This is a genomic window from Mycolicibacterium duvalii (assembly GCF_010726645.1).
Taxonomy (GTDB): Bacteria; Actinomycetota; Actinomycetes; order Mycobacteriales; family Mycobacteriaceae; genus Mycobacterium; species Mycobacterium duvalii.
The window spans coordinates 2,439,102-2,459,569 of sequence record NZ_AP022563.1 but is presented as its reverse complement, the minus strand read 5'-3'; the positions used below and the strand labels follow the sequence as shown (position 1 = coordinate 2,459,569).

The following is a 20,468-nucleotide window of genomic DNA, read 5'->3' as shown; positions in this document are numbered from 1 at the left end:
CTTGCCACGTGTTTGAATCCCTGTCCGACCGGTTGACCGGTGCCCTGTCGGGGCTGCGGAACAAGGGCCGGTTGACCGACGCCGACATCGACGCCACCGCCCGCGAGATCCGGCTGGCCCTGCTGGAGGCCGACGTGTCGCTGCCGGTGGTCCGGCAGTTCGTCGCCCGCATCAAGGACCGCGCCAAGGGCGCCGAGGTGTCAGCAGCGCTGAACCCGGCGCAGCAGGTCATCAAGATCGTCAACGAGGAACTCATCGGCATCCTCGGCGGCGAGACCCGTCAGCTGGCGTTCGCCCGCACCCCGCCGACGGTGATCATGCTGGCCGGTCTGCAGGGCTCCGGTAAGACCACGTTGGCCGGGAAGCTGGCCAGGTGGTTGAAGTCGCAGGGGCACACCCCGTTGCTGGTGGCCTGCGACCTGCAGCGGCCGGGCGCGGTCAATCAGCTCCAGATCGTCGGTGAGCGCGCCGGCGTGCACGTCTTCGCGCCCCACCCCGGCACGGCGCCCGGCGCCGAAGAGGTCAAGGGCACCGCCGACCCCGTCGCGGTGGCCTCGGCCGGTCTTGCCGAGGCGAAATCCAAGATGTACGACGTAGTGATCGTCGACACCGCGGGCCGGCTGGGCATCGACGAGGAGCTGATGAGTCAGGCCGCGGCGATCCGCGCGGCGGTCGACCCCGACGAAGTGCTGTTCGTCCTCGACGCGATGATCGGACAGGACGCCGTCAGCACCGCCGACGCGTTCCGCGAGGGCGTCGGATTCACCGGCGTGGTGCTGACCAAGCTCGACGGCGACGCCCGCGGCGGTGCGGCGTTGTCGGTGCGCGAGGTCACCGGTGTGCCGATCCTGTTCGCCTCGGCCGGGGAGAAGCTCGAGGACTTCGACGTCTTCCATCCCGACCGGATGGCCAGCCGCATCCTGGGCATGGGGGACGTGCTCACGCTGATCGAGCAGGCCGAGCAGCATTTCGACGCGGCACAGGCCGAGGCCACCGCCGCCAAGATCGGCAGCGGAGAGCTCACGCTGGAGGACTTCCTCGAGCAGATGCTGGCGATCCGCAAGATGGGTCCGATCGGCAACCTGCTCGGGATGCTGCCCGGTGCCGGGCAGATGAAGGACGCGCTGGCCGCCGTCGACGACAGTCAACTCGACCGGGTCCAGGCGATCATCCGCGGCATGACGCCCGCCGAGCGGGCCGACCCGAAGATCATCAACGCGTCGCGGCGGCTGCGCATCGCCAACGGCTCCGGGGCGACGGTCTCGGAGGTCAACCAGCTCGTCGACCGCTTCTTCGAAGCCCGCAAGATGATGTCGCAGATGGCCGGCCAGATGGGGATGCCGTTCGGCCGGAAGAACAACCGCAAGGCCGCCAAGGGCAAGAACAAGAAGAAGAAGGGCGGCAAGGGCCCGACCCCGCCGAAGGTGCGCAACCCGCTCGGTGCCGGAATGGCCGGCATGCCCCCGGGCTTCCCCGACCTGTCGAACATGCCCAAGGGGCTCGACGAGCTGCCGCCGGGTCTGGCCGACATCGATCTGTCGAAGCTGAAGTTCCCGAAGAACTGATGGCGGCGCCCCTGCACGTCCGGGGCCGTGGTCTGCCCGACGGTGAACCCGTCGAATGGTGGGTCGTCAACGGCACGTTGAGCGCTGAACCGGCGGCCGGTGCGGAGACGATCTTCGGCGCGGACGGATATGACGGCTGGATCCTGCCGGGTCTGGTCGACGCCCACTGCCACGTCGGGCTGGGGCCGCAGGGCCAGATCCCGGTGGACGAGGCGGTCGAGCAGGCCGAAACCGAACGCGCCTTCGGCGCGCTGCTGCTGCGCGATGCGGGCTCGCCGACCGACACGCGCGACTTCGACGACCGTCCGGAGTTGCCGCGCATCATCCGGGCCGGCCGCCACCTGGCGCGGCCGAAGCGCTATCAGCGCGGCTTCGCGATCGAACTGGAGGACCCCTGGCAGCTGCCCAAGGCGGTGGCCACCCAGGCCCGCTGGGGCGACGGCTGGGTCAAGCTGGTCGGGGACTGGATCGACCGGGACACCGGTGATCTGGCGCCGCTGTGGCCGGACGACGTGCTCGAGGCGGCGATCGGCGCCGCGCACGCCAACGGCGCGCGCGTCACCGCCCACGTGTTCAGCGAAGACGCGCTGCCCGGCTTGATCACAGCGGGCATCGACTGCATCGAACACGGCACCGGGTTGACCGAGGACACCGTGGACCTGATGGTCGAACACGGAACCGCGCTGGTTCCGACACTGATCAACATTGAGAACTTTCCCGGCATCGCCGACGCGGCGCACCGGTACCCGCGCTATCAGCAGCACATGCGTGCGCTGTACCGGAGTTGCCGGGAGCGGATCGCCGCAGCGCGTGAGGCGGGCGTCCCGATCTATGCCGGGTCGGACGCGGGCAGCGCGGTCGCCCACGGCCGCATCGCCGACGAGGTCGAAGCCCTCAAGGAAATCGGCATGTCCGCCACCGAAGCGCTCGGCGCCGCCTGCTGGGATGCCCGCGAGTGGTTGCGTCGTCCCGGTCTGCGGCACGGCGCCTCCGCCGACCTGGTCTGCTACGACGAGGACCCGCGGGCGGGGGCGGCGGTGCTGGCTAACCCGGCGATGGTGATCCTGCGCGGAGTCGTCTACTAGTTGCGTAACCCCACGGCGGTTTCGGGCCCCGATTCCGCCACCGTGTTACGTAACCGACCCTCAGGGCTGCGCGAAGCCCCAATCCAACAGCCGAATCGCATGCCCGTACAGGTCGCCGGTGCCGTACATCTGCACGACGACCAGGCGCCGGCTTCCCCGCTGTGCGGCGCCGACGTAGGTCTTGCGGGCCAGGTTGGTGTAACCGGTCTTGCCGCCGAGATCGCCGGGGTAGCGCGTGAGCAGTTCGTTCTGGTTGTGCAGGGTCCGGCCCGGGAACTGCGCCGACGGGGACCGCATGATCTGGGCGATCAACGGATACTTCAACGCCGCGCGCATGATCACCGCGAGATCGTGCGGGGTGGTCGCGGATTCCCAACCCGGACCGTCCAGGCCCGACGGTGAGGACGCCTTGGTCGCGCGGGCACCGACCAACGCGGCTTTACGGTTCATCGCGGCCAACGCCACCGGCTGTCCGCCGAGCATGTCGGCCAGCATGTTCGCCGCGTCGTTACCGGAGACCATAAGGATCGCCGCGACCAATTGGGCTGTGGTGTAAGCCTGTCCGGGTTTGAGTCCGACGCAGGAACATTCCACTTTGGTATGGGATTCGTTGGCGCGGGCGAAGCTCTCCGGAGACAGACGGTCGAGCACGGCCATGGCGAGCAGCACCTTGATCGTGCTGGCCGGTGCGTAGCTGCCGTACGGGTCGCGGCTGGCCAGCACCCGGCCGGTGTCCATGTCGGCGAGCAGCCACGCTTTGGCCGGACCTTCGGGAACCGGTTGCGCCGCAGCCGCTTCAGGCTGCGCCACCGCGGTCGCGCCGGAGGGCAGCAGGGCGGTCACCAGGGCCGCGCACAGGGCGAGCGCCAACCCCGCGAACCGTCTTCGCACACTTGGCGACGGTAACCACTGCCGGACTCGATCCGTACGCGATCAGGTCTCCATTGGATATCGACGCCGCGCGCCGGCTTCTCGTGCCTAGAGTCGGCTCACTCGGGCGTTGGGGCCCAGCGCGAAACCCCAGTCGAACAGGCTCGCCGCCTGATCCCAATACGTCGGTGCACCCTCGACGTTGACGCCGTACATCAGCGCCACCACCAGGTGCCTGCCGTTACGCTGCGCACCGCCGACGAAGGTCTTGCGGGCGAGGTCGGTGTAGCCGGTCTTGCCGCCGAAGGTGCCCGGGTAGCGGTGCAGCAGTTCGTCCTGGTTGACCAGCACCCGGTCCCCGGCCGCGGTCGGGAAGACTGCCGTGGGCTGTGCGGTGATCTGCGCGAACACCGGGTTGGCCATGGCGGCGCGGAAGATGACGGCCAGGTCGCGGGGCGAGGACCAGATGTCGATTCCGGGGCCGTCCAGTCCGGACGGCGAGCCGGCCCGGGTCGCGTGCGCGCCGAGGGCGGCGGCCTTGGCGTTCATCTTGGCCAGCGCCACGTCCCGCCCGCCGAGCATCGTCGCGAGGCTGTTGGCCGCGTCGTTGCCCGACACCAGCAGCAGCGCCTCGAGCAGCTGCCGGGTGGTGTAGGTCATCCCGGGAGTCACACCGGCGCAGTTGCATTCGACCTCGGTGTCGGCCTGGTTGGCCACCATGGTGGCATCCAGCGGGAGCTCGTCGAGGACGGTCTGGGCCAGGAGGACCTTGATGGTGCTCGCCGGCGCGTACCGGCCGTCCTGGTTGCGGCCGGCCAGAATCGCCCCGGTGTCCATGTCGGCCAGGACCCAGGCCTGCGCCGGGCCGTCGGGCACCGGCACCGAGCCCGCCGGCTGACTGATGCCCGCGGGTACCGCGGTCGCGATGGGGGAGCTGACGGTGGCTGCGCCCGCGACCAGGCTGATCGCGACACCCGCACACGCCAAGAGCCGTGACGTCATGACGGTCGAGTGTAAGCGCGGCGCCGACCGGTCGCCCATCGTGTTCAATCGTGCGGGTGATGACTCTGACGGAGATCTCCGACCGGCTGGAGATCCAGCAGTTGCTGATCGACTACTCCACGGCCATCGACTCGCGTCGCTTCGACGACCTCGACGCGGTGTTCACCGGCGACGCCTACATCGATTACCGCGTTTCCGGCGGCATCGACGGCCGATTCCCCGAGGTGAAGGCATGGTTGAAAGACGTGCTGCCGAACTTTCCCGCCTACTACCACATGCTGGGCAACGTCGACGTGCGGTTGGACGGCGACCGCGCCACCTCGCGCGCGATCTGCTTCAACCCGATGGTGCTCGGTGGCGAACAGGGGCAGGTCTACTTTGTCGGGATCTGGTACGTCGACGAGTTCGTGCGCACCGAGCACGGCTGGCGGATGAGCCGGCGGGTCGAGGAGAAGTGCTTCGACAAGATCGTCTAGCCCCGCGGCGCGGAGCGCACCAGTCGCCGGGCCAGCACACCCGCGACCTTCTTGATGCGATCGGACAGATAAACCGAGAACAGCACGTTGAAGATGTCCTCACGGATGCGGGTCAACGTGGAACTGGTGAATTGCCAACGTCCGTCGCGTTTCTCGTAGGTCTCGTGGTAATGGCCGTAGCCGCGGAGGTTGACTCCCGGCGCCAGCCGGACCACATCCTCGAGGGCCCAGACCGCGCGGGCGGTCGTGGCCGAGGTGACCTCGATCTCGGGCGCGTGCACCTGGTGCACCGTGGCGCGGTCGCCCAGGCTGTGCCGAGTGAACGCGACGAACTCGTCGGCGCCCACGATCAGCTTTCCGCCTGCCGGCGAGGTGTCGCTGCGGAAGTCGTCGACGAACAGCGTGCGCCATTGGCTCCACTGCTTGGTGTCCAGCAGACGGCAGTACCGGGCCTTGAGCTGTTTGATCGCCTCGATGTCGGACCACGGAGTGCTCATCTCGGTCACGGGTGCAGCCTACGGTGACGCTTTCGGTTCCGGCCCTCGGACGTGTTCGGCAAGCCTGCGTTCACAGCGATCGTGTAGTGATGACCGACATGACCGCCGCGCTCACGGAGTCCCAGCTCAAATCGGTCGAACAGGCTCTGGAGGAATTGGACCTGGCGGCTCTGACCGCCGCGCTGCGGCCGCTCTCGGCGGTCCAGATCGTCGCGCTGCTGGGGCGCTCGGACCGTCGGCAGCGGGCGGTGCTTTACCGCGTGCTGCCGAAGGACCAGGCGTTGGAGGTGTTCGAGCGGCTCGACCCGAGCCTGCAGAGCGACCTGGTCGGCGGCCTGCAGGACGACACGGTCGCGGCGCTGTTTGCCGACCTCGACCCCGATGACCGCGTGGAGTTGCTCGACGAACTGCCCGCAACCGTCGCGGCCCGGCTGCTGCGGGGGCTCCCGGCTCGCGAACGCGACCTCACCGCCGGGATGCTCGGCTACCCGCACGCCGCGATCGGACGGCGGATGAGCCCGGAGTTCGTCTCCGTGCGCGCGACGATGACGGCCGCGCAGGCGCTGTCCCGGGTCTCCGAACGACTCGGCGACGCCGAAACGATCTACACGCTGCCGGTCGTCGAAGACGAGCGTGTCCTCGTCGGCGTGGTCAGCTTGCGCCGGCTGCTGGCCGCCGCGCCGGAGACTGCGGTCGGCGACGTGATGTCCGAACCGCACTGGGCCCGGGCCACCGAGAGCGCCGAGGCCGCGGCCCGCCGCTGCGCTGATCTGAAGGTGCTCGCGCTGCCGGTCGTGGACAACGAGACTCGGTTGGTGGGGATCCTCACCGTCGACGACGCGTTGCGGATCCTGGAGTCCGCCGAGTCCGAGGACCAGGCTCGCATCGCGGGCACGGAACCGCTGCGCCGGCCCTACCTCACCGCGTCCGTGGTCAGTCTGGTCCGGTCGCGGGTGGTCTGGCTGCTGGTGCTGGCGATCGGTGCCACCCTGACCGTCCAGGTGCTCGAGGTCTTCGAGTCGACGCTGGCCGAGGTGGTCACCCTCGCGTTGTTCGTGCCGCTGCTCATCGGCACCGGTGGAAACACCGGTAACCAGGCGGCCACCACCGTCACCCGTGCGCTGGCACTCGGTGATGTCGGACCCCGTGACCTCGGGAAAGTGCTCCTCCGCGAGTTGCGGGTGGGGCTGGCGCTGGGGCTGCTGCTCGGCGCGTTGGCCTACACGGTGACCAGCCTGATCTACCAGCCCGCCATCGGCGCGGTGATCGGGTTGACCCTGGTCAGCCTGTGCACCATGGCGGCGGCTGTCGGAGGTGCGATGCCGTTGATCGCCCGCGCGGTGCGCGTCGACCCGGCGGTGTTCTCCAACCCGTTCATCTCCACCTTCGTCGATGCGACCGGACTGTTGATCTACTTCCTGATCGCCAAGGCGGTACTGGGAATCTGACCTGCGATTTCCGGTGCGGGCGGCGGTTCTGGCACAATAGGCCGCTGTCCACGTGCGGCTTCCTGTCCAGGATGGGCCGTACGGCGGTCACACACGTAAGGCAAAACCGGATCGGGCAACCCGCCCGCATCGCTGAATTGCAGCGTGGCAACGCAGTAGGAGTAGTCGTTCATGGCTGTCAAGATCAAGCTCACCCGGCTTGGCAAGATCCGCAATCCGCAGTACCGCATCATCGTCGCCGACGCCCGCACCCGCCGCGACGGGCGCGCCATCGAGGTGATCGGCCGGTACCACCCGAAGGAAGAGCCCAGCCTGATCGAGCTCGACTCCGAGCGTGCCCAGTACTGGCTCGGCGTGGGTGCCCAGCCGACCGAGCCTGTGTTGGCGCTGCTCAAGATCACCGGTGATTGGCAGAAGTTCAAGGGCCTCCCGGGTGCCGAGGGCACGCTGAAGGTCAAGGAACCCAAGCCGTCGAAGCTGGATCTGTTCAACGCCGCGCTCGCCGAGGCCGACGGTGGTGCCACCACCGAGGCGACCACCCCGAAGAAGAAAAAGGCCCCCGCAGCTAAGAAGGCGGCCTCCGACATCGAGGCGACCGCCGACCCGGCCGGTAACGCCGACCAGTCCGAGCCCGCCGCCGAAGGCGCGGACGCGACCGTCGCCGGTGCCACGGAGGGCTCGGGCGAGTCGGCGCCGGCCGAGAGCTGAGCCCGCGATGAGCTCTGTCGTCGTCGACGCCGTCGAGCACCTGGTCCGCGGCATCGTCGACAACCCCGACGATGTGCGTGTCGACATGGTGACCAACCGCCGTGGCCGGACGGTCGAGGTCCACGTGCACCCCGACGATCTCGGCAAGGTCATCGGACGCGGTGGGCGTACCGCAACCGCGCTGCGCACCCTGGTCGCCGGGATCGGTGGCCGCGGCATCCGCGTCGACGTGGTCGACACCGACCGGTAGAGCACGGGCGGCACCCGCACAGCGCAGATCGGACGGGCCGGAATGGAGTTGGTGATCGGACGCGTCGTCAAGGCGCACGGCGTCACCGGTGAGGTTGCCGTCGAGATCCGCACCGACGACCCGGAGGATCGCTTCGTGGCCGGAGCGACCCTGCGGGGCCGGTCCGCCAAGGGGGGCGCTCAGCGCGACTATGTGATCGACTCGGTGCGCGCGCACGGCGGTCGGCTGCTGATGCGCCTGACCGGGGTGGCCGACCGCGAAGCCGCCGACCGATTGCGCGGCACCGTGTTCGTGGTGGATGCCGCCCACCTCCCCCCGATCGAAGACCCCGACGAGTTCTACGACCATCAGCTCGAAGGGCTGACGGTCTGGACCGTCGCCGGGGACAGGGTCGGCACCGTGACGGAGGTATTGCACACCGCCGCAGGAGAACTGCTCGCGGTGCGGGCGGCCGCCGGTAACGAGGTACTGGTCCCGTTCGTGTCGGCGATCGTGACCTCGGTGTCGCTGGCGGATCAGAAGGTGACGATCGATCCACCCGAGGGCCTGCTCGAACTCTAGAGAGGCGAAGCTGTGCGGATAGACGTCGTCACGATCTTCCCCGAATTCCTGCAACCACTGCGACAGGCGTTGCCCGGCAAGGCGATCGAGGCGGGCATCATCGACCTGGCCGTGCACGACCTACGGGACTGGACGCACGACGTGCACCGCTCGGTCGACGATTCGCCCTACGGCGGCGGCCCGGGGATGGTGATGAAGGCCCCCGTATGGGGGGAGGCTCTCGACGACATCTGTACTGCCGAAACGCTTCTGGTGGTGCCGTCACCGGCCGGTCGGCTGTTCCGGCAGTCGGTGGCGCAACGCTGGAGCAGCGAAAGGCACCTGGTGTTCGCCTGCGGCCGCTACGAGGGAATCGACCAGCGGGTGATCGATGACGCCGCACGGCGGATGCGTGTCGAGGAGGTGTCGATCGGTGACTATGTGCTCCCCGGCGGTGAGTCCGCAGCGGTGGTGATGATCGAAGCCGTGGCGCGGTTGTTGCCGGATGTGCTCGGCAATCCCGCCTCGCATCAAGACGATTCGCATTCGGAGTCGGTGGGTGGCCTGCTGGAAGGGCCGAGCTACACGCGCCCGGCGAGCTGGCGCGGCCTCGACGTGCCCGAGGTGCTGCTGTCCGGCGATCATGCCCGCATCGCCGCGTGGCGCCGCGAGCAGGGCCGTCGGCGCACCCAGGAGCGCCGACCCGACCTGCTGGGCTAGATCTGTCCCTCCGGGAACGGTGTCAGATCTGTCCCTCCGGGAACAGGGTCCGGACCGCGTCGGTCAACGTCCGGCGCGCGGTCTCGGCGTCGCCGGGCTGCATGGCGGCGATGGCCATGACGTAGCGACGGTCGGCGCCGATGACACCGGTGGACAGATGCATCCAGTCGGCGCCGATGCAGCACATCCAGCCTTGCTTGACGGCGACGCGCTCGCGGGGAAGCCCTTCGGGGATACCGAAGCGCTGCGGGTACACCCCGCCGGGCACCATCCCGTCGGGCGCGGTCGGCGTCGAGGCCGCGAGGTTGTCGAGGATGATCCTGGCTTGCTCGGCAGGCAGACCGCCGGACCCGGCCAGCAGCTTGTCGTAGTAGCTGACCAGGTCGGTCACGGTGCTGACGGTGTTGAACCAGCGTCCGTTGCCCGGCCGCTGAGTCGACGACAGCCCGTAGCGTGCGACGACCCGATCGATGATCGCGGAACCTCCGCTGCGGTTCCAGAACACCTCGGCGGCGCTGTCGTCGGAGGCGCGCAGCATCACGTCGAGGGCCTGCCGATCCTGTGGCGACAGTGTCGTGGTGCCCTCGGCAACCTGTAGCAGCAGGTCGTCGGCGATGAACAGCTTGACCACCGAGGCGATTGCGATGGTGCGATCGTTTCTGTTGGTCACCAACTGGCCGGTGTTGCGGTCGAGCACCGCGACGGTCAGGTCAGCGCCGGAGTCGGCGGCCTGCGCGGTGGCCTGCGCCGTCCGGTCGGCGAGACCGGCGAAGGCGAACGCCGGCTCGTCGGGCGGTCGTTCCGGCAGCGGGGCCATGGTGCCCAGCGGGGCCACCACCGTCAGCGGAGCGGCTGTCGGCACCGGAGGTGCACCGTCGACCTGTGCGTGACATCCGCCGAGCGTGAGCGCGGCGACGGTCAGGGCAGCGGTGGTTGTGACCAGCCTGTGCGGCCGCCAACGCATGGGTTGCCTCCGTCTTCTTCGCCATCCGCACCCGTTCGCGGGGCTGTTATCGCCCGATACCCCGTGTCTACCAGGCTAGACGCAACAGACTCGGCGTGCTCGACGACCGGCGGCGGCGGATTTCGGGGTTCGGGCCTCCGTCTGGCACAATTGGGCAGTTGTCTGTGCACGGCCGGAAACGGGTGAACCCCGCTCTGCTGCACGACCGCACCCCAGACGCCCGAACAAACTACGGCTGTAGCGCGTCACCACGACGTCGCCCGGAGCCGCGATCAGCAAGGAAGTGTCACCGATGAACACGCTCGATTTCGTCGACCAGACGTCGTTGCGCGACGATGTGCCCGATTTCGGCCCCGGCGACACGCTCAACGTCCACGTGAAGGTCATCGAGGGCTCCAAGGAGCGCATTCAGGTCTTCAAGGGCGTGGTCATCCGCCGGCAGGGCGGCGGCGTGCGGGAGACCTTCACCGTGCGCAAGGAGAGCTACGGCGTCGGTGTCGAGCGCACGTTCCCCGTGCACTCGCCCAACATCGACCACATCGACGTCGTCACCCGCGGTGACGTCCGCCGCGCCAAGCTGTACTACCTGCGCGAGTTGCGTGGCAAGAAGGCGAAGATCAAGGAAAAGCGCTGATCTGCCCGCCGGCCGGGTACCCGGTGCGTGCTGGCTAGTCTGATCTTGTGAGCGGACCCCCCACGCCCGACGACCCCCAGCCCGAGCACACCTCCGAGGCGGACGCCGCAGCGGAGGACGGCAAGAAGTCGGACAAGAAAAAGGGCGGCGCGCTGCGCGAAGCCGCGATCTTGATCACCATCGCGGTGGTCCTGTACTACGTCATGCTGACGTTCATCGCCCGTCCGTACCTGATCCCGTCGGAGTCGATGGAGCCGACGCTGCACGGGTGTGACGGCTGCGTCGGGGACCGGATCATGGTCGACAAGCTCAGCTACAACTTCACCTCGCCGCGCCCCGGCGACGTGGTCGTGTTCAAGGGGCCGCCGAACTGGAACATCGGCTACCAGTCGATCCGATCGGACAATCCGGCGCTGCGCTGGGTGCAGAACGCGCTGTCGGTGGTCGGGTTCGTCCCACCCGACGAGAACAACCTCGTCAAGAGGATCATCGCGGTGGGCGGTCAGACGGTGCAGTGTCGTCTCGACACCGGATTGACCGTGGACGGCAAGCCGCTCGATGAGCCCTATCTGGACACCGAGACGCTCAATGCCGACCCTGCGGTCTACCCGTGCCTGGGCAACGAGTTCGGCCCGGTCAAGGTCCCCGAGGGCAGGTTGTGGGTGATGGGGGACAACCGCACGCACTCGGCGGATTCGCGGAGCCACTGCGCGAACGAACCCGACGACGCACAACGCGGCCTGATCTGTACGGGGGACCCGGTCCCCGGCACCATCCCGGTGGAGAATGTGATCGGCAAGGCACAGTTCATCGCCTGGCCCCCGTCGCGGTGGGGTGGGGTGAGCTCGTTCAACCCGCAGACCTGAACAGGAGGCCTCGGACGTGCGTGCTGCGTGGCCACCCCGGACGGTGATCCGCAAAGCCTCGGGACTGCGCACCCTGGAGTCGGCGCTCTACCGCGCCGGGCTCGGCCCGGTGGCCGGTGTCGACGAGGTCGGACGGGGTGCGTGTGCGGGTCCGCTGGTGGTGGCCGCCTGCGTGCTCGGCCCCAATCGGCTCGACAGCCTGTCGGCGCTCGATGACTCGAAGAAGCTCGGCGAAGCCGAACGTGAGCGGTTGTTCCCGCTGATCAAGCGGTATGCGTTGGCCTATCACGTGGTGTACATCCCGTCGGTGGAGGTGGACCGCCGCGGCGTGCACGTGGCCAACATCGAAGGGATGCGGCGGGCGGTCGCCGGCCTTGCGGTGCGCCCCGGCTATGTCCTGTCCGACGGCTTCCGGGTGCCGGGTCTGCCGATGCCGTCGCTGCCCGTCGTCGGCGGTGATGCGGCGGCGGCGTGTATCGCCGCGGCCAGTGTTCTGGCCAAGGTGAGCCGGGACCGGCTGATGGTGGCGATGGAGGACGAGCACCCGGGGTACGGGTTCGCCGAGCACAAGGGCTACAGCACACGTGCCCACAGCGCGGCGCTGGCGGCGCTCGGGCCGTCACGTCAGCACCGCTATTCCTTCATCAACGTGCGGCGGCTGGTCACCTGCGATCGCGAAGTGGGTTCGTCGACCCAGTGGGAATGGGAACCCGGAGAACATGGCGAACTCGCGTGCGGGAAGATGAGCGCAATGGGCCCGATGGACTCCGACCTACATGAAGGACAGCTGAGCCGATGAGTGCCGAAGATCTCGAGAAGTACGAAACCGAGATGGAGCTCTCGCTGTACCGGGAGTACAAGGACATCGTCGGGCAGTTCAGCTATGTCGTCGAAACCGAACGTCGCTTCTACCTGGCCAACAGTGTGGAGCTGCTACCCCACAACGCCGACGGCGAGGTGTATTTCGAGCTGCGCCTCGGCGATGCGTGGGTGTGGGACATGTACCGGCCGGCACGTTTCGTCAAGCAGGTCCGGGTCATCACCTTCAAAGACGTCAACATCGAAGAGGTCGAGAAGCCCGAGCTGCGGCTGCCCGAGTAGTCACCCGATCCGGGTCAGCGTGAACGGCATCCGCACGTTGAGCGACCGGTTCACCCCGCACGCGCCGCTGGGGCCGATCGTCTGATCCCAGCCGCTGAGCCGGTCGTGGCGGTCCGGGGCGTCCAGCCGTGCCGCCCAGAATGTGAAGGTCTGCTCGCCTGGCGCGGTGCTGCCGTCCGGACACCGCTGCCACCCCTCGATGACGTGGGCGGCCTTCCAGCGCTGACTCTGATACACCAGTTCGGCGGTCCAGCCCTGATCGCTGATCACGGTGCCGGTGCAGTCCTGGAAGGTGGTGCACGACGACGTGACCGTCCAGGTGGCCACGACGTCAGGCTGGTAGACCATGATCTCGTTGGTCGTGGCCCACAACCCGTCGGAGCGCGCGGTGAACGTGCCGTTGAGCGCGACGTCGGGGGAGGCCTGAGCAGCGCCGCCCAGATGCGTGGCTGCCCCGGCGAACAGGCACGACGCGAGGATCAGGGCACGGTGGGCCATACCAGGTCCTCCCAGCTGTCGGCGGGCGCCACCAGATCGGTCTGCTGCACGGCCCTGCCGTCGTCGGTGGCGACCCGACCGGTTTGCGGGTCGTAGGTGGCGACCGCGACCGGCGAGGGTGGGGGCGCTTCGGGCGGCATCGGAGTGCCGGCCGGCGGGCTGAACAGCCGCTCGTCGCGCGTGACCCGGTCATCGGGTGCGACGCCCTGCCCGATGAGGTTGGGATCGAACGGGTACGGTCCCAGCGCGTGCTGACGGGCGGCCAGCGGCTGGAAACCTCGGTCGCTACGGCACAACTCGACGGTCGGCGCGCGCTTGCCGGGAACATCCATACACGGAAGGTTGCGCACTCCGCGCACCGCGATCGGGGAGTCCTGCGGCAGTTTGCAGTACAGACCGTCGGGCGTGTCGATGGTGGTGGTGTCCGCCGGTGACCGCCACGACGACGGCGGGAGAAACCCGACGGTGCACGCGGGAGGGTCGTCGACCGAGATCCGGAAGTCCCCGACCGGGATGCCGGTGGCGTTGTTGGAGCCGACCGCGGACTGGTAGAACGCCGAAGCCGGCGGCAGGAGCACCAGGAGCTGCTCGAGCCCGGGTCGATAGGTCAGTCCCACCTGGCCCAGCGACGTCAGGTTGGCCAACAGCACCGGCAGAGTCGGCCGCACCTGCTCGAGGAGCTGCGAGACTTCCTGCGCTGCAGGGGATCCCGACTCGATGATGGTACGGATCTCCGGGTCGCGGGCCACCAGCTGGGCGCTGAGCGCGGCCAGCCGGGCCGACCAGGTCGCCAGCGCGTCGGCGCCGGCGACCTGGCCGTCGAGCACCGGGGCGCTGTCCTCGATCAGCGCCGAGGTGCGATCGGCCACGCTGTCGGTGTCAGCGGCGATCCGCGAGGTGGACTCGGTCAGTGTCTGCAGGTCGTAGCCCGCCCCGTGGAACGCGGTGAACGACTCGTCGAGCAACCTGTCGAGTTTGTCCTTCGGGATGCTGGTCACCAGCGCGCTGAGATTCCGCATCATGGGCGCGACCTGCTGCGGGACGGTCACCGCCGACGTGGGGATCACCGCGCCGTCTTCGAGGTAAGGCCCAGAGTCGGTGCGGGGCTGCAGATCGACGTACTGTTCGCCGACGGCTGACACGCTGCGCACCTCGGCCTGCAGATCGGCCGGCACCCGGGGCGAATCCGCCAAAGACAGCGTGGCGAGGGCGCCGTCGCGATGGACGTCGACGGCGGTCACCTTGCCGATCTGCACGCCCCGGTAGGTGACATTGGCGAAACGGTACAGCCCGCCGGCCTCGGGTAGCTGCAACGCGATCTCGAGGCGTCCGACCCCGAGCAGCGTCGGCACGCGGATGTACTGCACGACCATCACCGAGATCCCGACGATCGACGCGATCGCGAACAGCGTCAACTGAATCCGCACCATCCCGGTGAGCATCAGCCGCCACCCGTCGGCAACCGGTCGGGTCCCATCACCCCGGGCGGCGGCGCCACCGCCTGGCCCTGGGCGTTCTTCGAATAAAACGTGTCATAGCCGGGGTCGCCCGGTGCGGGCACCAGCGGGGCGTTCTCGTCACCGAACGAGGTCCCGGCCAGCAGGCCCCGCTTGAAGCGGCCCAGCGTCAGGTCGACGGTGACGAACAGGTTCATGTAGTCACCGCGCACGCCGCGGTCGATGATGTTCTGGTTTAACGGAAACGTCAGCGCATAACCCAGCCCCGTGCCGATGTCAGGTCCGACGTCGGACAGGGCGCGGAAGACCGGTTCCAGGTGTGCGAGGTTGGCCACCAGATCGGTTTCGACCGAGTGGATCACGGTGGCCGCGGTGTCGCTGAACCGGCGCAGCGCGTCGAGCGCCTCGATCAAGCGGGGCCGCTGGCGCAGCAGCGCTTCCAGCGCGGGCGGAATGTCGCGAAGTGCTCTGCTGACCACGTCGCGCTGGGCGTTCACGGTCGCGGCGAACCGATCGAGTTCGGTGATCGTGGCCAGGATGTCGGCGGTCTGAGCCGACAGCACGCCGACAAAGGTGTCGAGTCTGCCCAGCAGCTCGCGAATGTCGCTCTGACGGCCGGTGAAGACGTCGTTGAAGGAATGCACGACGTCGCCGATCTGGCCCAGGCCACCGGCGTTGACCACCGTCGACAGCGCGGCCAGCGTCTGTTCGGTGGAGGGGTAGGTCGACGATCGGTCCAGACCGATGGTGGCGCCGGAGGCCAACACACCGGCGGGGCGCTCGCCGCCGGGCGGGGCGAGTTCGAGGTGCATCGAGCCGAGCAGACTGGTCTGTCCCACCGTGGCGATCGCGTTCGCCGGGATCTCGACGCCGCGCTGCACTCGGATCGTCACCTCGGCGTGCCGCCCCGCGATCCCGATGCTGCGAATGCTACCGACCACCACGTCATCGACCAGCACCGGCGAATTGCTTTCGAGGGTACCGACGTTGGCGAGCTCGACGGTGAATATGGACGCACCGTCCTCCCGTCCGACCGTGCCGGGCAGCGGTAGCGAGTTCACCCCCTCAAAGGCGCATGCCGTCGCGGCGAGCATCGTTACCATGGCCAGCGCAGCGGCGCGCCGCGCCGTGTGGAGTGGCTTCACGGGGCCGGCCTTTCGGCGGGCAGCAGCATCTGCGGCAGTGTGGGCGGTGCGGCCTGATACGCCGAATCTTGCGGGGCGATCGCTGCGGGCTCGGAGCGGGTTCCGGGACCGCCGGGCCGAAGGTCGGGCTCGCTGTAGATCAGCTTGCTCTCCGACGGCACCGGGGTCAGCAGTGGGTTCACCGGGAACGGCAGGTAATTGAAGTTCACGGTGTCCAGCCCGGGACCCAGGTACTGGGCGCACAGCTTGGCGCTCTCGGGGGCGGTCACGTTGGCCAGCGCGCCGAGCATTCCGCAGAAGAAAGCGGTCGGGTCAGCCATGTTGTTGAGCACGAACACTCCGCTGGCACCTCCGGTGCGCGGGTCCATCATGTTGTAGGCGTTGGCCATCGCCGAAGGGGCGACGTGGAGCACCTGCTCGAGGTCGGCGCGGTGATCGACCAGGTTCTGGGTGACGTTGACCAGGCGGGCGACCTGTTCCCCCGCGTGGTCCCGGGTGCCCGCGACGAAGTGTTGCACCTCGCCGACGGCTTCGGCGAGGTTGGTCAGCGCGGAATCCAGATCGCTGCGGCTCCCGTCCAGGACGCTCGTGAGCGTGGCCAGCCGCTCCTGGAACTGCACGATCTGTGCGTTGCTGTCTCGCAGCACCGCCACGAAAGTCTGCAGGTTGGTGATGATCTCGGTGATGTCACCGCTACCGTCGGCGATGACCCTGCTGATCCCGGCGAGTTGTGCTATGGCGGCGCGCAGCGTGTGCCCGTTGCCGTCCATCGCGTCGGCGGCGCTGTCGATGAATCGGCCCACCGAACCCGTCGTGGAATCACCGGCGGGGCCGAGGTCGGCGGCCAGCCGGTCGAGTTGTTCTTTGACCTCGTCCCACTCCACGGGCACCGCGGTGCGTTCGCGGGGGATCACCGCGCCCGGACCGAGTGCCGGTCCGGTGCTCCCGCCGGCGGTGAGCTGGACGTAACGTGCCGACACCAGGTTCTGGGCGACCACAACAGCTTTCGCATCCGCGGCCACCCGCACCCCGTGGTCGATCTCGAGTGTGAAGACCGCCTGTGTGCCGTCGGCTCGGATCGACGCGATGCTGCCGACCTGCACACCCGCAATGCGGACGTCGTCACCGGGATAGATCGCGTTCGCGTTGGCGAACACCGCGGTGATCGTGGTGGCCGGGAACAGCCGCGCCACGGTGACGAAACCGACCGATCCGATCAGCAGCGCGCCGAGGGCCGCGGCGGTCCATCTGGTCAGCAGCGTCGGGCTCATCGCGGCGGCCTCTGGGGGATGCCGTTGCGCGGGAACGGCAGCTCGGCGCGCGGGCCCGCGTTGTCGGGCGGTTGGCCGGCGTTGACACCGCGCCGGAAACCGAAGGCGTAGTCCAGGAACGGCTGCAGGATGGGAGGAAGGTCGAGGTTGGGGATGTAGGCCGAATAGTACGGTCCACTGGCGACCGTCTCGCCGAGAGTGACCTGGTACTTGGCCAGCCGCGGCAGCGCCAGCGCGATGTTGTCGCGCTGGCGTTCGAGCATCTCCAGCACGGTGTTCAGCTTCTCCAGTGTCGGTGCGAGTTCAGCCTCGTTGTCGCGTGCCAGCCCGGTGACCTCGCGGGCCATCGCCGACGTGTAGGCGAGCAGTTCGGCGATCGTCTGGCGCCGTTCGTTGAGCGTCCCCACCAGGTCATTGGCGTCGAGGATCAACGCTCCCACCTCCGCGCTGCGGTCGGCGAGCACCTCGGTGACGTCACGGCCGCTGTTGAACAGCCCGGCGAGGGCGGTGTTGCGGGAGTTGAGCGCCTCCGAGATCCGGGTCAGCCCGTCGAAAGTGGGACCCAGGTGCGGCGCGATCTGATCGATGGTGTCGGACAACGTGTTCAGGGCCTCGTTGAGGCGGGCGGTGTCGGTGTCGGTGGTGTTGGTGGTCAGCTCGCCGATCGCGTCAGTCAGCGTGTACGGCGACGAGGTGCGGTTGCGTGGGATGATCTCCATCGGAGACAGCGTGTCGTCGCCGGAGGACTCCAGCACCAGCACCCGCTGGCCCAGCAGCGTGCCGGTGCGGATGTGCGCGGTGGTCTGCGATCCCAGTGGGGTGCGGCTGTCGACGGTGAAGGTGACCCGCGCGTCGGGGTCCTGCAGCGACACCGCGGTCACCTTTCCGAGCGTCATCCCCGAGACCGTCACGTCGTTGCCCACCGCCAGGCCGCTCAGGTCGGCGAACACCGCCTGATACCGGATGGTGGTGGCCCACCCGATGATCCGTTCGGGCGCCAGGCCGACCGCGATCACCAGCGTGATGAGCACGACGCCGATGAAGCCCGCCCGGATTGTGCCTGCGCGCCGATACTTCACCATCAGTTCTCCGCGCACCTTCCGTTGTCCTGCCGGAACACCGGGAACACCGCAGTGCGCCCCTGCAGGTCTGTGACCCGAACACCGAGTGAGCAGATGTAGTAGTTGACGAAGCTGCCGTAGGAGCCGATGCGGACCAACTTGCGGTAGTTGTCCGGCGCTTTGGCGATGGCGGTCTCGACACGGTCCAGCTTGCTTTCCAGGTGGGGCGCCAACCGGTGGAGCTGGTCGACGGAACCGGCCAGCGGGGCGCGGGTCTCGGCCAGCAGATCCGACAGTGCTGCGGTGCCGGCCGACAGTGAGTCGATGGCGGCGCCGATCGGCTCACGCTCGGCCGACATTTCTCCGACCAGCGTGTGTAGCCGCTGCAGCGCAGTGGAGAACTGGTCACGCTGACCGCCGAGCGTGGCCAGCGTCGTCTGCAGATTGTCGACCAGTTGCTCGATCACCTGGTTCTTGTCGGCGAGCGCATTCGAGAACGACGACGTCTGGGACAGCAGGGATTCCATGGTGCCGCCCTGCCCCTGCACAATCTGGATCAGTGACGCGCTGAGCGCGTTGACATCTTGTGCGTTGAGGCCCTTGATCACGGGTTCCAACCCGCCCAGCAGCAGGTCGAGGTCCAGCGCCGGGGCGGTCCGCCCGATCGGGATCTGCGCACCCGGCGGCAGAATCTTCGTCGATCCTTCGTCGTCGACGAGCTCGAGGAACCGGTCGCCGACCAGGTTGAGGTAGCGGACCAGCACGCGGGTACCGGTGGTCAGTGCCACCGAGCGGTCGGCGTCGAAGGTGACCACGACGGTCTTGTCGGGCTGCATGGACAGGCTCTTGACGGTGCCGATCCGGACGCCGGCGAACCGGACCGATTCCCCGGTGCGCAGGTTCGAGACATCGTCGAAGACCGCCGAATACGTGTGGGTCGACCCGGACCGGTACTGCCCGAAAACAGCGAACAGGCAGCCGGTCAGCAACATCATCACGGTGACGAACGCGGCGAGCTTCGGAACCACCGTCCGGCCCCGGGTCATCCGGGTTGTCCGATCTGTGCGCTGTTGCGCGGCGGCCCGTCAATCGGCCCGAACATGATCTGTTTGAGCAGATCGGAGTTCACGATCGGCCCCCGGTTTCCGTACTTCCACGGGTTGGCGCCGGTGTCGGCGATGACGAACGGGGGAGCCTTGCCGTACGGGATCTTCGGAAGGTCGGTGCATTGGGGGCCTCCGGTCGCGGCCACTTTGGGCAGATCCGACGGGTAGCGGTACCGGTCCTGCCCCCAGAAGAAACCCGCGAGCACCTCGACGCCCGGGACGTCGAGTGGTGGGTTGTTCGCCATCACGGTGAGCGACCCGAGCCCGCAGGTCAGCGCCCGATGGTAGTCGGCGACCAACTCCGTGGTCGGCGCCAGCAGGCCCAGCACGTCGGACAACGGTCGACCGTTGTCCTCGAGCACCTGGGTGCCGAGATTGCCGAGACCGATCGCACTGACCAGGAGAGCGTCCAGGTCGTCTTCGGTCTCGACGATGCTGGTGCCGATCCTGGCCGCGCTGTCGACCACCGACAGCAGATCCGGCGCTGCGTCCGCGTAGGCGGCGAACACGGCGGGCGCGGTCGCCAGATCGCGCCGGAGCGCCTCGAGGTGCGGATTGATCTGCGCCAGTGCGGAGTTGAGGTCCGAGAGACTCTGCCCGATCATGTCGCCGCGGCCCCTCATCGCCGCGGCGATCGCGCCGAGGGTGTGGTTGAGCTTTTCGGGCTGGACGGTCGACAGAACCGAGACCAACTGTTCGAACAGCGTGTTGACCTCGATCATGACCCGGTCGGCGGTGAGAACCTGTCCCGAGTGCACGGCGCGCGGCGCGGGATGTGGGGGTGGGACCAGTCGGACCACCTTGGCGCCGAACACCGTCGTCGAGGCGATGTCGACGCCGACATCCTCCGGGATCAGCTCGCGGCGCGCCGGCTCGATAGCCAGGTGCAACGCCGCCGTCCCGTCGGCCAGATAGTCGATCGAATCGACCTTACCGACCTGGACGCCATGGAGCTGCACCTTGGCATCGGGATTCATCACCAGACCTGCGCGAGGTGAGATCACGGTGAGGGCAACAGCTTCGGAGAACCCGTCCTGGAAGAGCACGGCCGAGACGGTGGTGACCACCGCGACGGCTGCGATGGAGATCAGCCCGGCGAGCGGGCGCACCAGTGCCGACCTCACGTGTTGTTTGGCCGGATCGCGATGGATCCGATGCCGCCGGTGGACCACACGACGACGCGATATGTCTTGGAAGTCATTCG

At 68.3% G+C, this 20,468-nt stretch carries 23 protein-coding genes; 12 read left to right on the top strand and 11 right to left on the bottom strand.

Annotated features, from left to right (window positions below; genetic code table 11):
- Window positions 1-8 precede the first annotated feature (8 nt).
- Together ffh and G6N31_RS11585 are read left to right on the top strand one after the other, a co-directional pair.
- The gene (gene ffh, locus G6N31_RS11590) at window positions 9-1,565 is read left to right on the top strand and encodes a signal recognition particle protein (RefSeq protein ID WP_098004440.1); all 1,557 of its coding nucleotides are present in this window, start codon (window positions 9-11) and stop codon (window positions 1,563-1,565) included.
- On the top strand, window positions 1,565-2,650 hold the full coding sequence (locus G6N31_RS11585) for a metal-dependent hydrolase family protein (RefSeq protein WP_098004439.1): 1,086 nt from the start codon (window positions 1,565-1,567) through the stop codon (window positions 2,648-2,650). The genes ffh and G6N31_RS11585 overlap by 1 nt, the downstream gene beginning before the upstream one ends.
- Before the next feature lie 60 nt (window positions 2,651-2,710).
- Here G6N31_RS11585 and G6N31_RS11580 read toward each other — a convergent pair whose 3' ends face one another.
- Window positions 2,711-3,541, bottom strand: a complete 831-nt coding sequence (locus G6N31_RS11580) for a D-alanyl-D-alanine carboxypeptidase family protein (protein ID WP_098004438.1) — start codon at window positions 3,539-3,541, stop codon at window positions 2,711-2,713.
- An 87-nt stretch (window positions 3,542-3,628) separates the two neighbouring features.
- Window positions 3,629-4,522, bottom strand: a complete 894-nt coding sequence (locus G6N31_RS11575) for a D-alanyl-D-alanine carboxypeptidase family protein (RefSeq protein ID WP_098004473.1) — start codon at window positions 4,520-4,522, stop codon at window positions 3,629-3,631.
- A gap of 56 nt (window positions 4,523-4,578) precedes the next feature.
- Between G6N31_RS11575 and G6N31_RS11570 the strand changes: the two genes are divergently transcribed.
- Window positions 4,579-4,998, top strand: a complete 420-nt coding sequence (locus G6N31_RS11570; RefSeq protein WP_098004472.1) for a nuclear transport factor 2 family protein — start codon at window positions 4,579-4,581, stop codon at window positions 4,996-4,998.
- Here G6N31_RS11570 and G6N31_RS11565 read toward each other — a convergent pair.
- Complete coding sequence (locus tag G6N31_RS11565) at window positions 4,995-5,495, bottom strand: nuclear transport factor 2 family protein (RefSeq protein ID WP_098004471.1); 501 nt, start codon at window positions 5,493-5,495, stop codon at window positions 4,995-4,997. The two genes, G6N31_RS11570 and G6N31_RS11565, sit on opposite strands and share 4 nt — an antisense overlap.
- 89 nt (window positions 5,496-5,584) lie before the next feature.
- On the opposite strand from G6N31_RS11565, the gene mgtE reads away from it, so the two are divergent.
- From mgtE to trmD, 5 genes are all read left to right on the top strand, one after another.
- Window positions 5,585-6,943, top strand: a complete 1,359-nt coding sequence (gene mgtE, locus G6N31_RS11560) for a magnesium transporter (protein WP_098004437.1) — start codon at window positions 5,585-5,587, stop codon at window positions 6,941-6,943.
- Window positions 6,944-7,114: 171 nt separating this feature from the next.
- Window positions 7,115-7,651 carry a 30S ribosomal protein S16 gene (rpsP, locus tag G6N31_RS11555; protein ID WP_098004436.1) on the top strand — a complete coding sequence of 179 codons (537 nt, stop codon included), beginning with the start codon at window positions 7,115-7,117 and terminating at the stop codon, window positions 7,649-7,651.
- A gap of 7 nt (window positions 7,652-7,658) precedes the next feature.
- Window positions 7,659-7,901: an RNA-binding protein gene (locus G6N31_RS11550; RefSeq protein ID WP_098004435.1), complete on the top strand. Its 243-nt coding sequence runs from the start codon at window positions 7,659-7,661 to the stop codon at window positions 7,899-7,901.
- A 42-nt stretch (window positions 7,902-7,943) separates the two neighbouring features.
- Window positions 7,944-8,462 carry a ribosome maturation factor RimM gene (gene rimM / locus G6N31_RS11545; protein ID WP_098004434.1) on the top strand — a complete coding sequence of 173 codons (519 nt, stop codon included), beginning with the start codon at window positions 7,944-7,946 and terminating at the stop codon, window positions 8,460-8,462.
- A 12-nt stretch (window positions 8,463-8,474) separates the two neighbouring features.
- The gene (gene trmD, locus G6N31_RS11540) at window positions 8,475-9,161 is read left to right on the top strand and encodes a tRNA (guanosine(37)-N1)-methyltransferase TrmD (protein ID WP_098004433.1); all 687 of its coding nucleotides are present in this window, start codon (window positions 8,475-8,477) and stop codon (window positions 9,159-9,161) included.
- 22 nt (window positions 9,162-9,183) lie between these two features.
- Here the strand turns inward: trmD and G6N31_RS11535 are convergent, their stop codons facing one another.
- Window positions 9,184-10,125: a serine hydrolase gene (locus G6N31_RS11535; RefSeq protein ID WP_098004432.1), complete on the bottom strand. Its 942-nt coding sequence runs from the start codon at window positions 10,123-10,125 to the stop codon at window positions 9,184-9,186.
- Between the two features lie 292 nt (window positions 10,126-10,417).
- On the opposite strand from G6N31_RS11535, the gene rplS reads away from it, so the two are divergent.
- The 4 genes from rplS to G6N31_RS11515 are packed head-to-tail and all read left to right on the top strand — an operon-like array spanning window position 10,418 to window position 12,726.
- On the top strand, window positions 10,418-10,759 hold the full coding sequence (gene rplS / locus G6N31_RS11530) for a 50S ribosomal protein L19 (RefSeq protein ID WP_098004431.1): 342 nt from the start codon (window positions 10,418-10,420) through the stop codon (window positions 10,757-10,759).
- Window positions 10,760-10,806: 47 nt separating this feature from the next.
- Window positions 10,807-11,625, top strand: coding sequence for a signal peptidase I (gene lepB, locus G6N31_RS11525; RefSeq protein ID WP_098004430.1), 819 nt, complete (start codon window positions 10,807-10,809; stop codon window positions 11,623-11,625).
- Between the two features lie 16 nt (window positions 11,626-11,641).
- On the top strand, window positions 11,642-12,424 hold the full coding sequence (locus tag G6N31_RS11520; protein ID WP_098004429.1) for a ribonuclease HII: 783 nt from the start codon (window positions 11,642-11,644) through the stop codon (window positions 12,422-12,424).
- Window positions 12,421-12,726 (top strand): DUF2469 domain-containing protein, encoded by a 306-nt coding sequence (locus tag G6N31_RS11515; RefSeq protein ID WP_098004428.1) that lies wholly within the window; start codon window positions 12,421-12,423, stop codon window positions 12,724-12,726. The genes G6N31_RS11520 and G6N31_RS11515 overlap by 4 nt, the downstream gene beginning before the upstream one ends.
- On the opposite strand, the gene G6N31_RS11510 is transcribed toward G6N31_RS11515, so the two are convergent.
- The 7 genes from G6N31_RS11510 to G6N31_RS11480 are packed head-to-tail and all read right to left on the bottom strand — an operon-like array spanning window position 12,727 to window position 20,451.
- Entirely contained in the window at window positions 12,727-13,224 is a 498-nt protein-coding gene (locus tag G6N31_RS11510; RefSeq protein WP_098004427.1) for an Rv2253/PknI dimerization domain-containing protein, read from the bottom strand. It abuts the gene before it with no gap.
- Window positions 13,206-14,666 carry an MCE family protein gene (locus tag G6N31_RS11505; RefSeq protein ID WP_098004426.1) on the bottom strand — a complete coding sequence of 487 codons (1,461 nt, stop codon included), beginning with the start codon at window positions 14,664-14,666 and terminating at the stop codon, window positions 13,206-13,208. The genes G6N31_RS11510 and G6N31_RS11505 overlap by 19 nt, the downstream gene beginning before the upstream one ends.
- Window positions 14,666-15,826 carry an MCE family protein gene (locus G6N31_RS11500; RefSeq protein WP_098004425.1) on the bottom strand — a complete coding sequence of 387 codons (1,161 nt, stop codon included), beginning with the start codon at window positions 15,824-15,826 and terminating at the stop codon, window positions 14,666-14,668. Before G6N31_RS11500 ends, G6N31_RS11505 begins: the two co-directional genes overlap by 1 nt.
- Window positions 15,823-17,097 carry an MCE family protein gene (locus tag G6N31_RS11495; protein WP_098004424.1) on the bottom strand — a complete coding sequence of 425 codons (1,275 nt, stop codon included), beginning with the start codon at window positions 17,095-17,097 and terminating at the stop codon, window positions 15,823-15,825. The genes G6N31_RS11500 and G6N31_RS11495 overlap by 4 nt, the downstream gene beginning before the upstream one ends.
- Window positions 17,094-18,179 (bottom strand): MCE family protein, encoded by a 1,086-nt coding sequence (locus G6N31_RS11490; protein ID WP_098004470.1) that lies wholly within the window; start codon window positions 18,177-18,179, stop codon window positions 17,094-17,096. The genes G6N31_RS11495 and G6N31_RS11490 overlap by 4 nt, the downstream gene beginning before the upstream one ends.
- A complete protein-coding gene (locus G6N31_RS11485) occupies window positions 18,179-19,204 on the bottom strand; it encodes an MCE family protein (RefSeq protein ID WP_098004423.1) in 1,026 nt (341 codons plus the stop codon). The genes G6N31_RS11490 and G6N31_RS11485 overlap by 1 nt, the downstream gene beginning before the upstream one ends.
- Window positions 19,201-20,451 carry an MCE family protein gene (locus G6N31_RS11480; RefSeq protein ID WP_420090925.1) on the bottom strand — a complete coding sequence of 417 codons (1,251 nt, stop codon included), beginning with the start codon at window positions 20,449-20,451 and terminating at the stop codon, window positions 19,201-19,203. The genes G6N31_RS11485 and G6N31_RS11480 overlap by 4 nt, the downstream gene beginning before the upstream one ends.
- Between the last annotated feature and the right edge of the window lie 17 nt (window positions 20,452-20,468).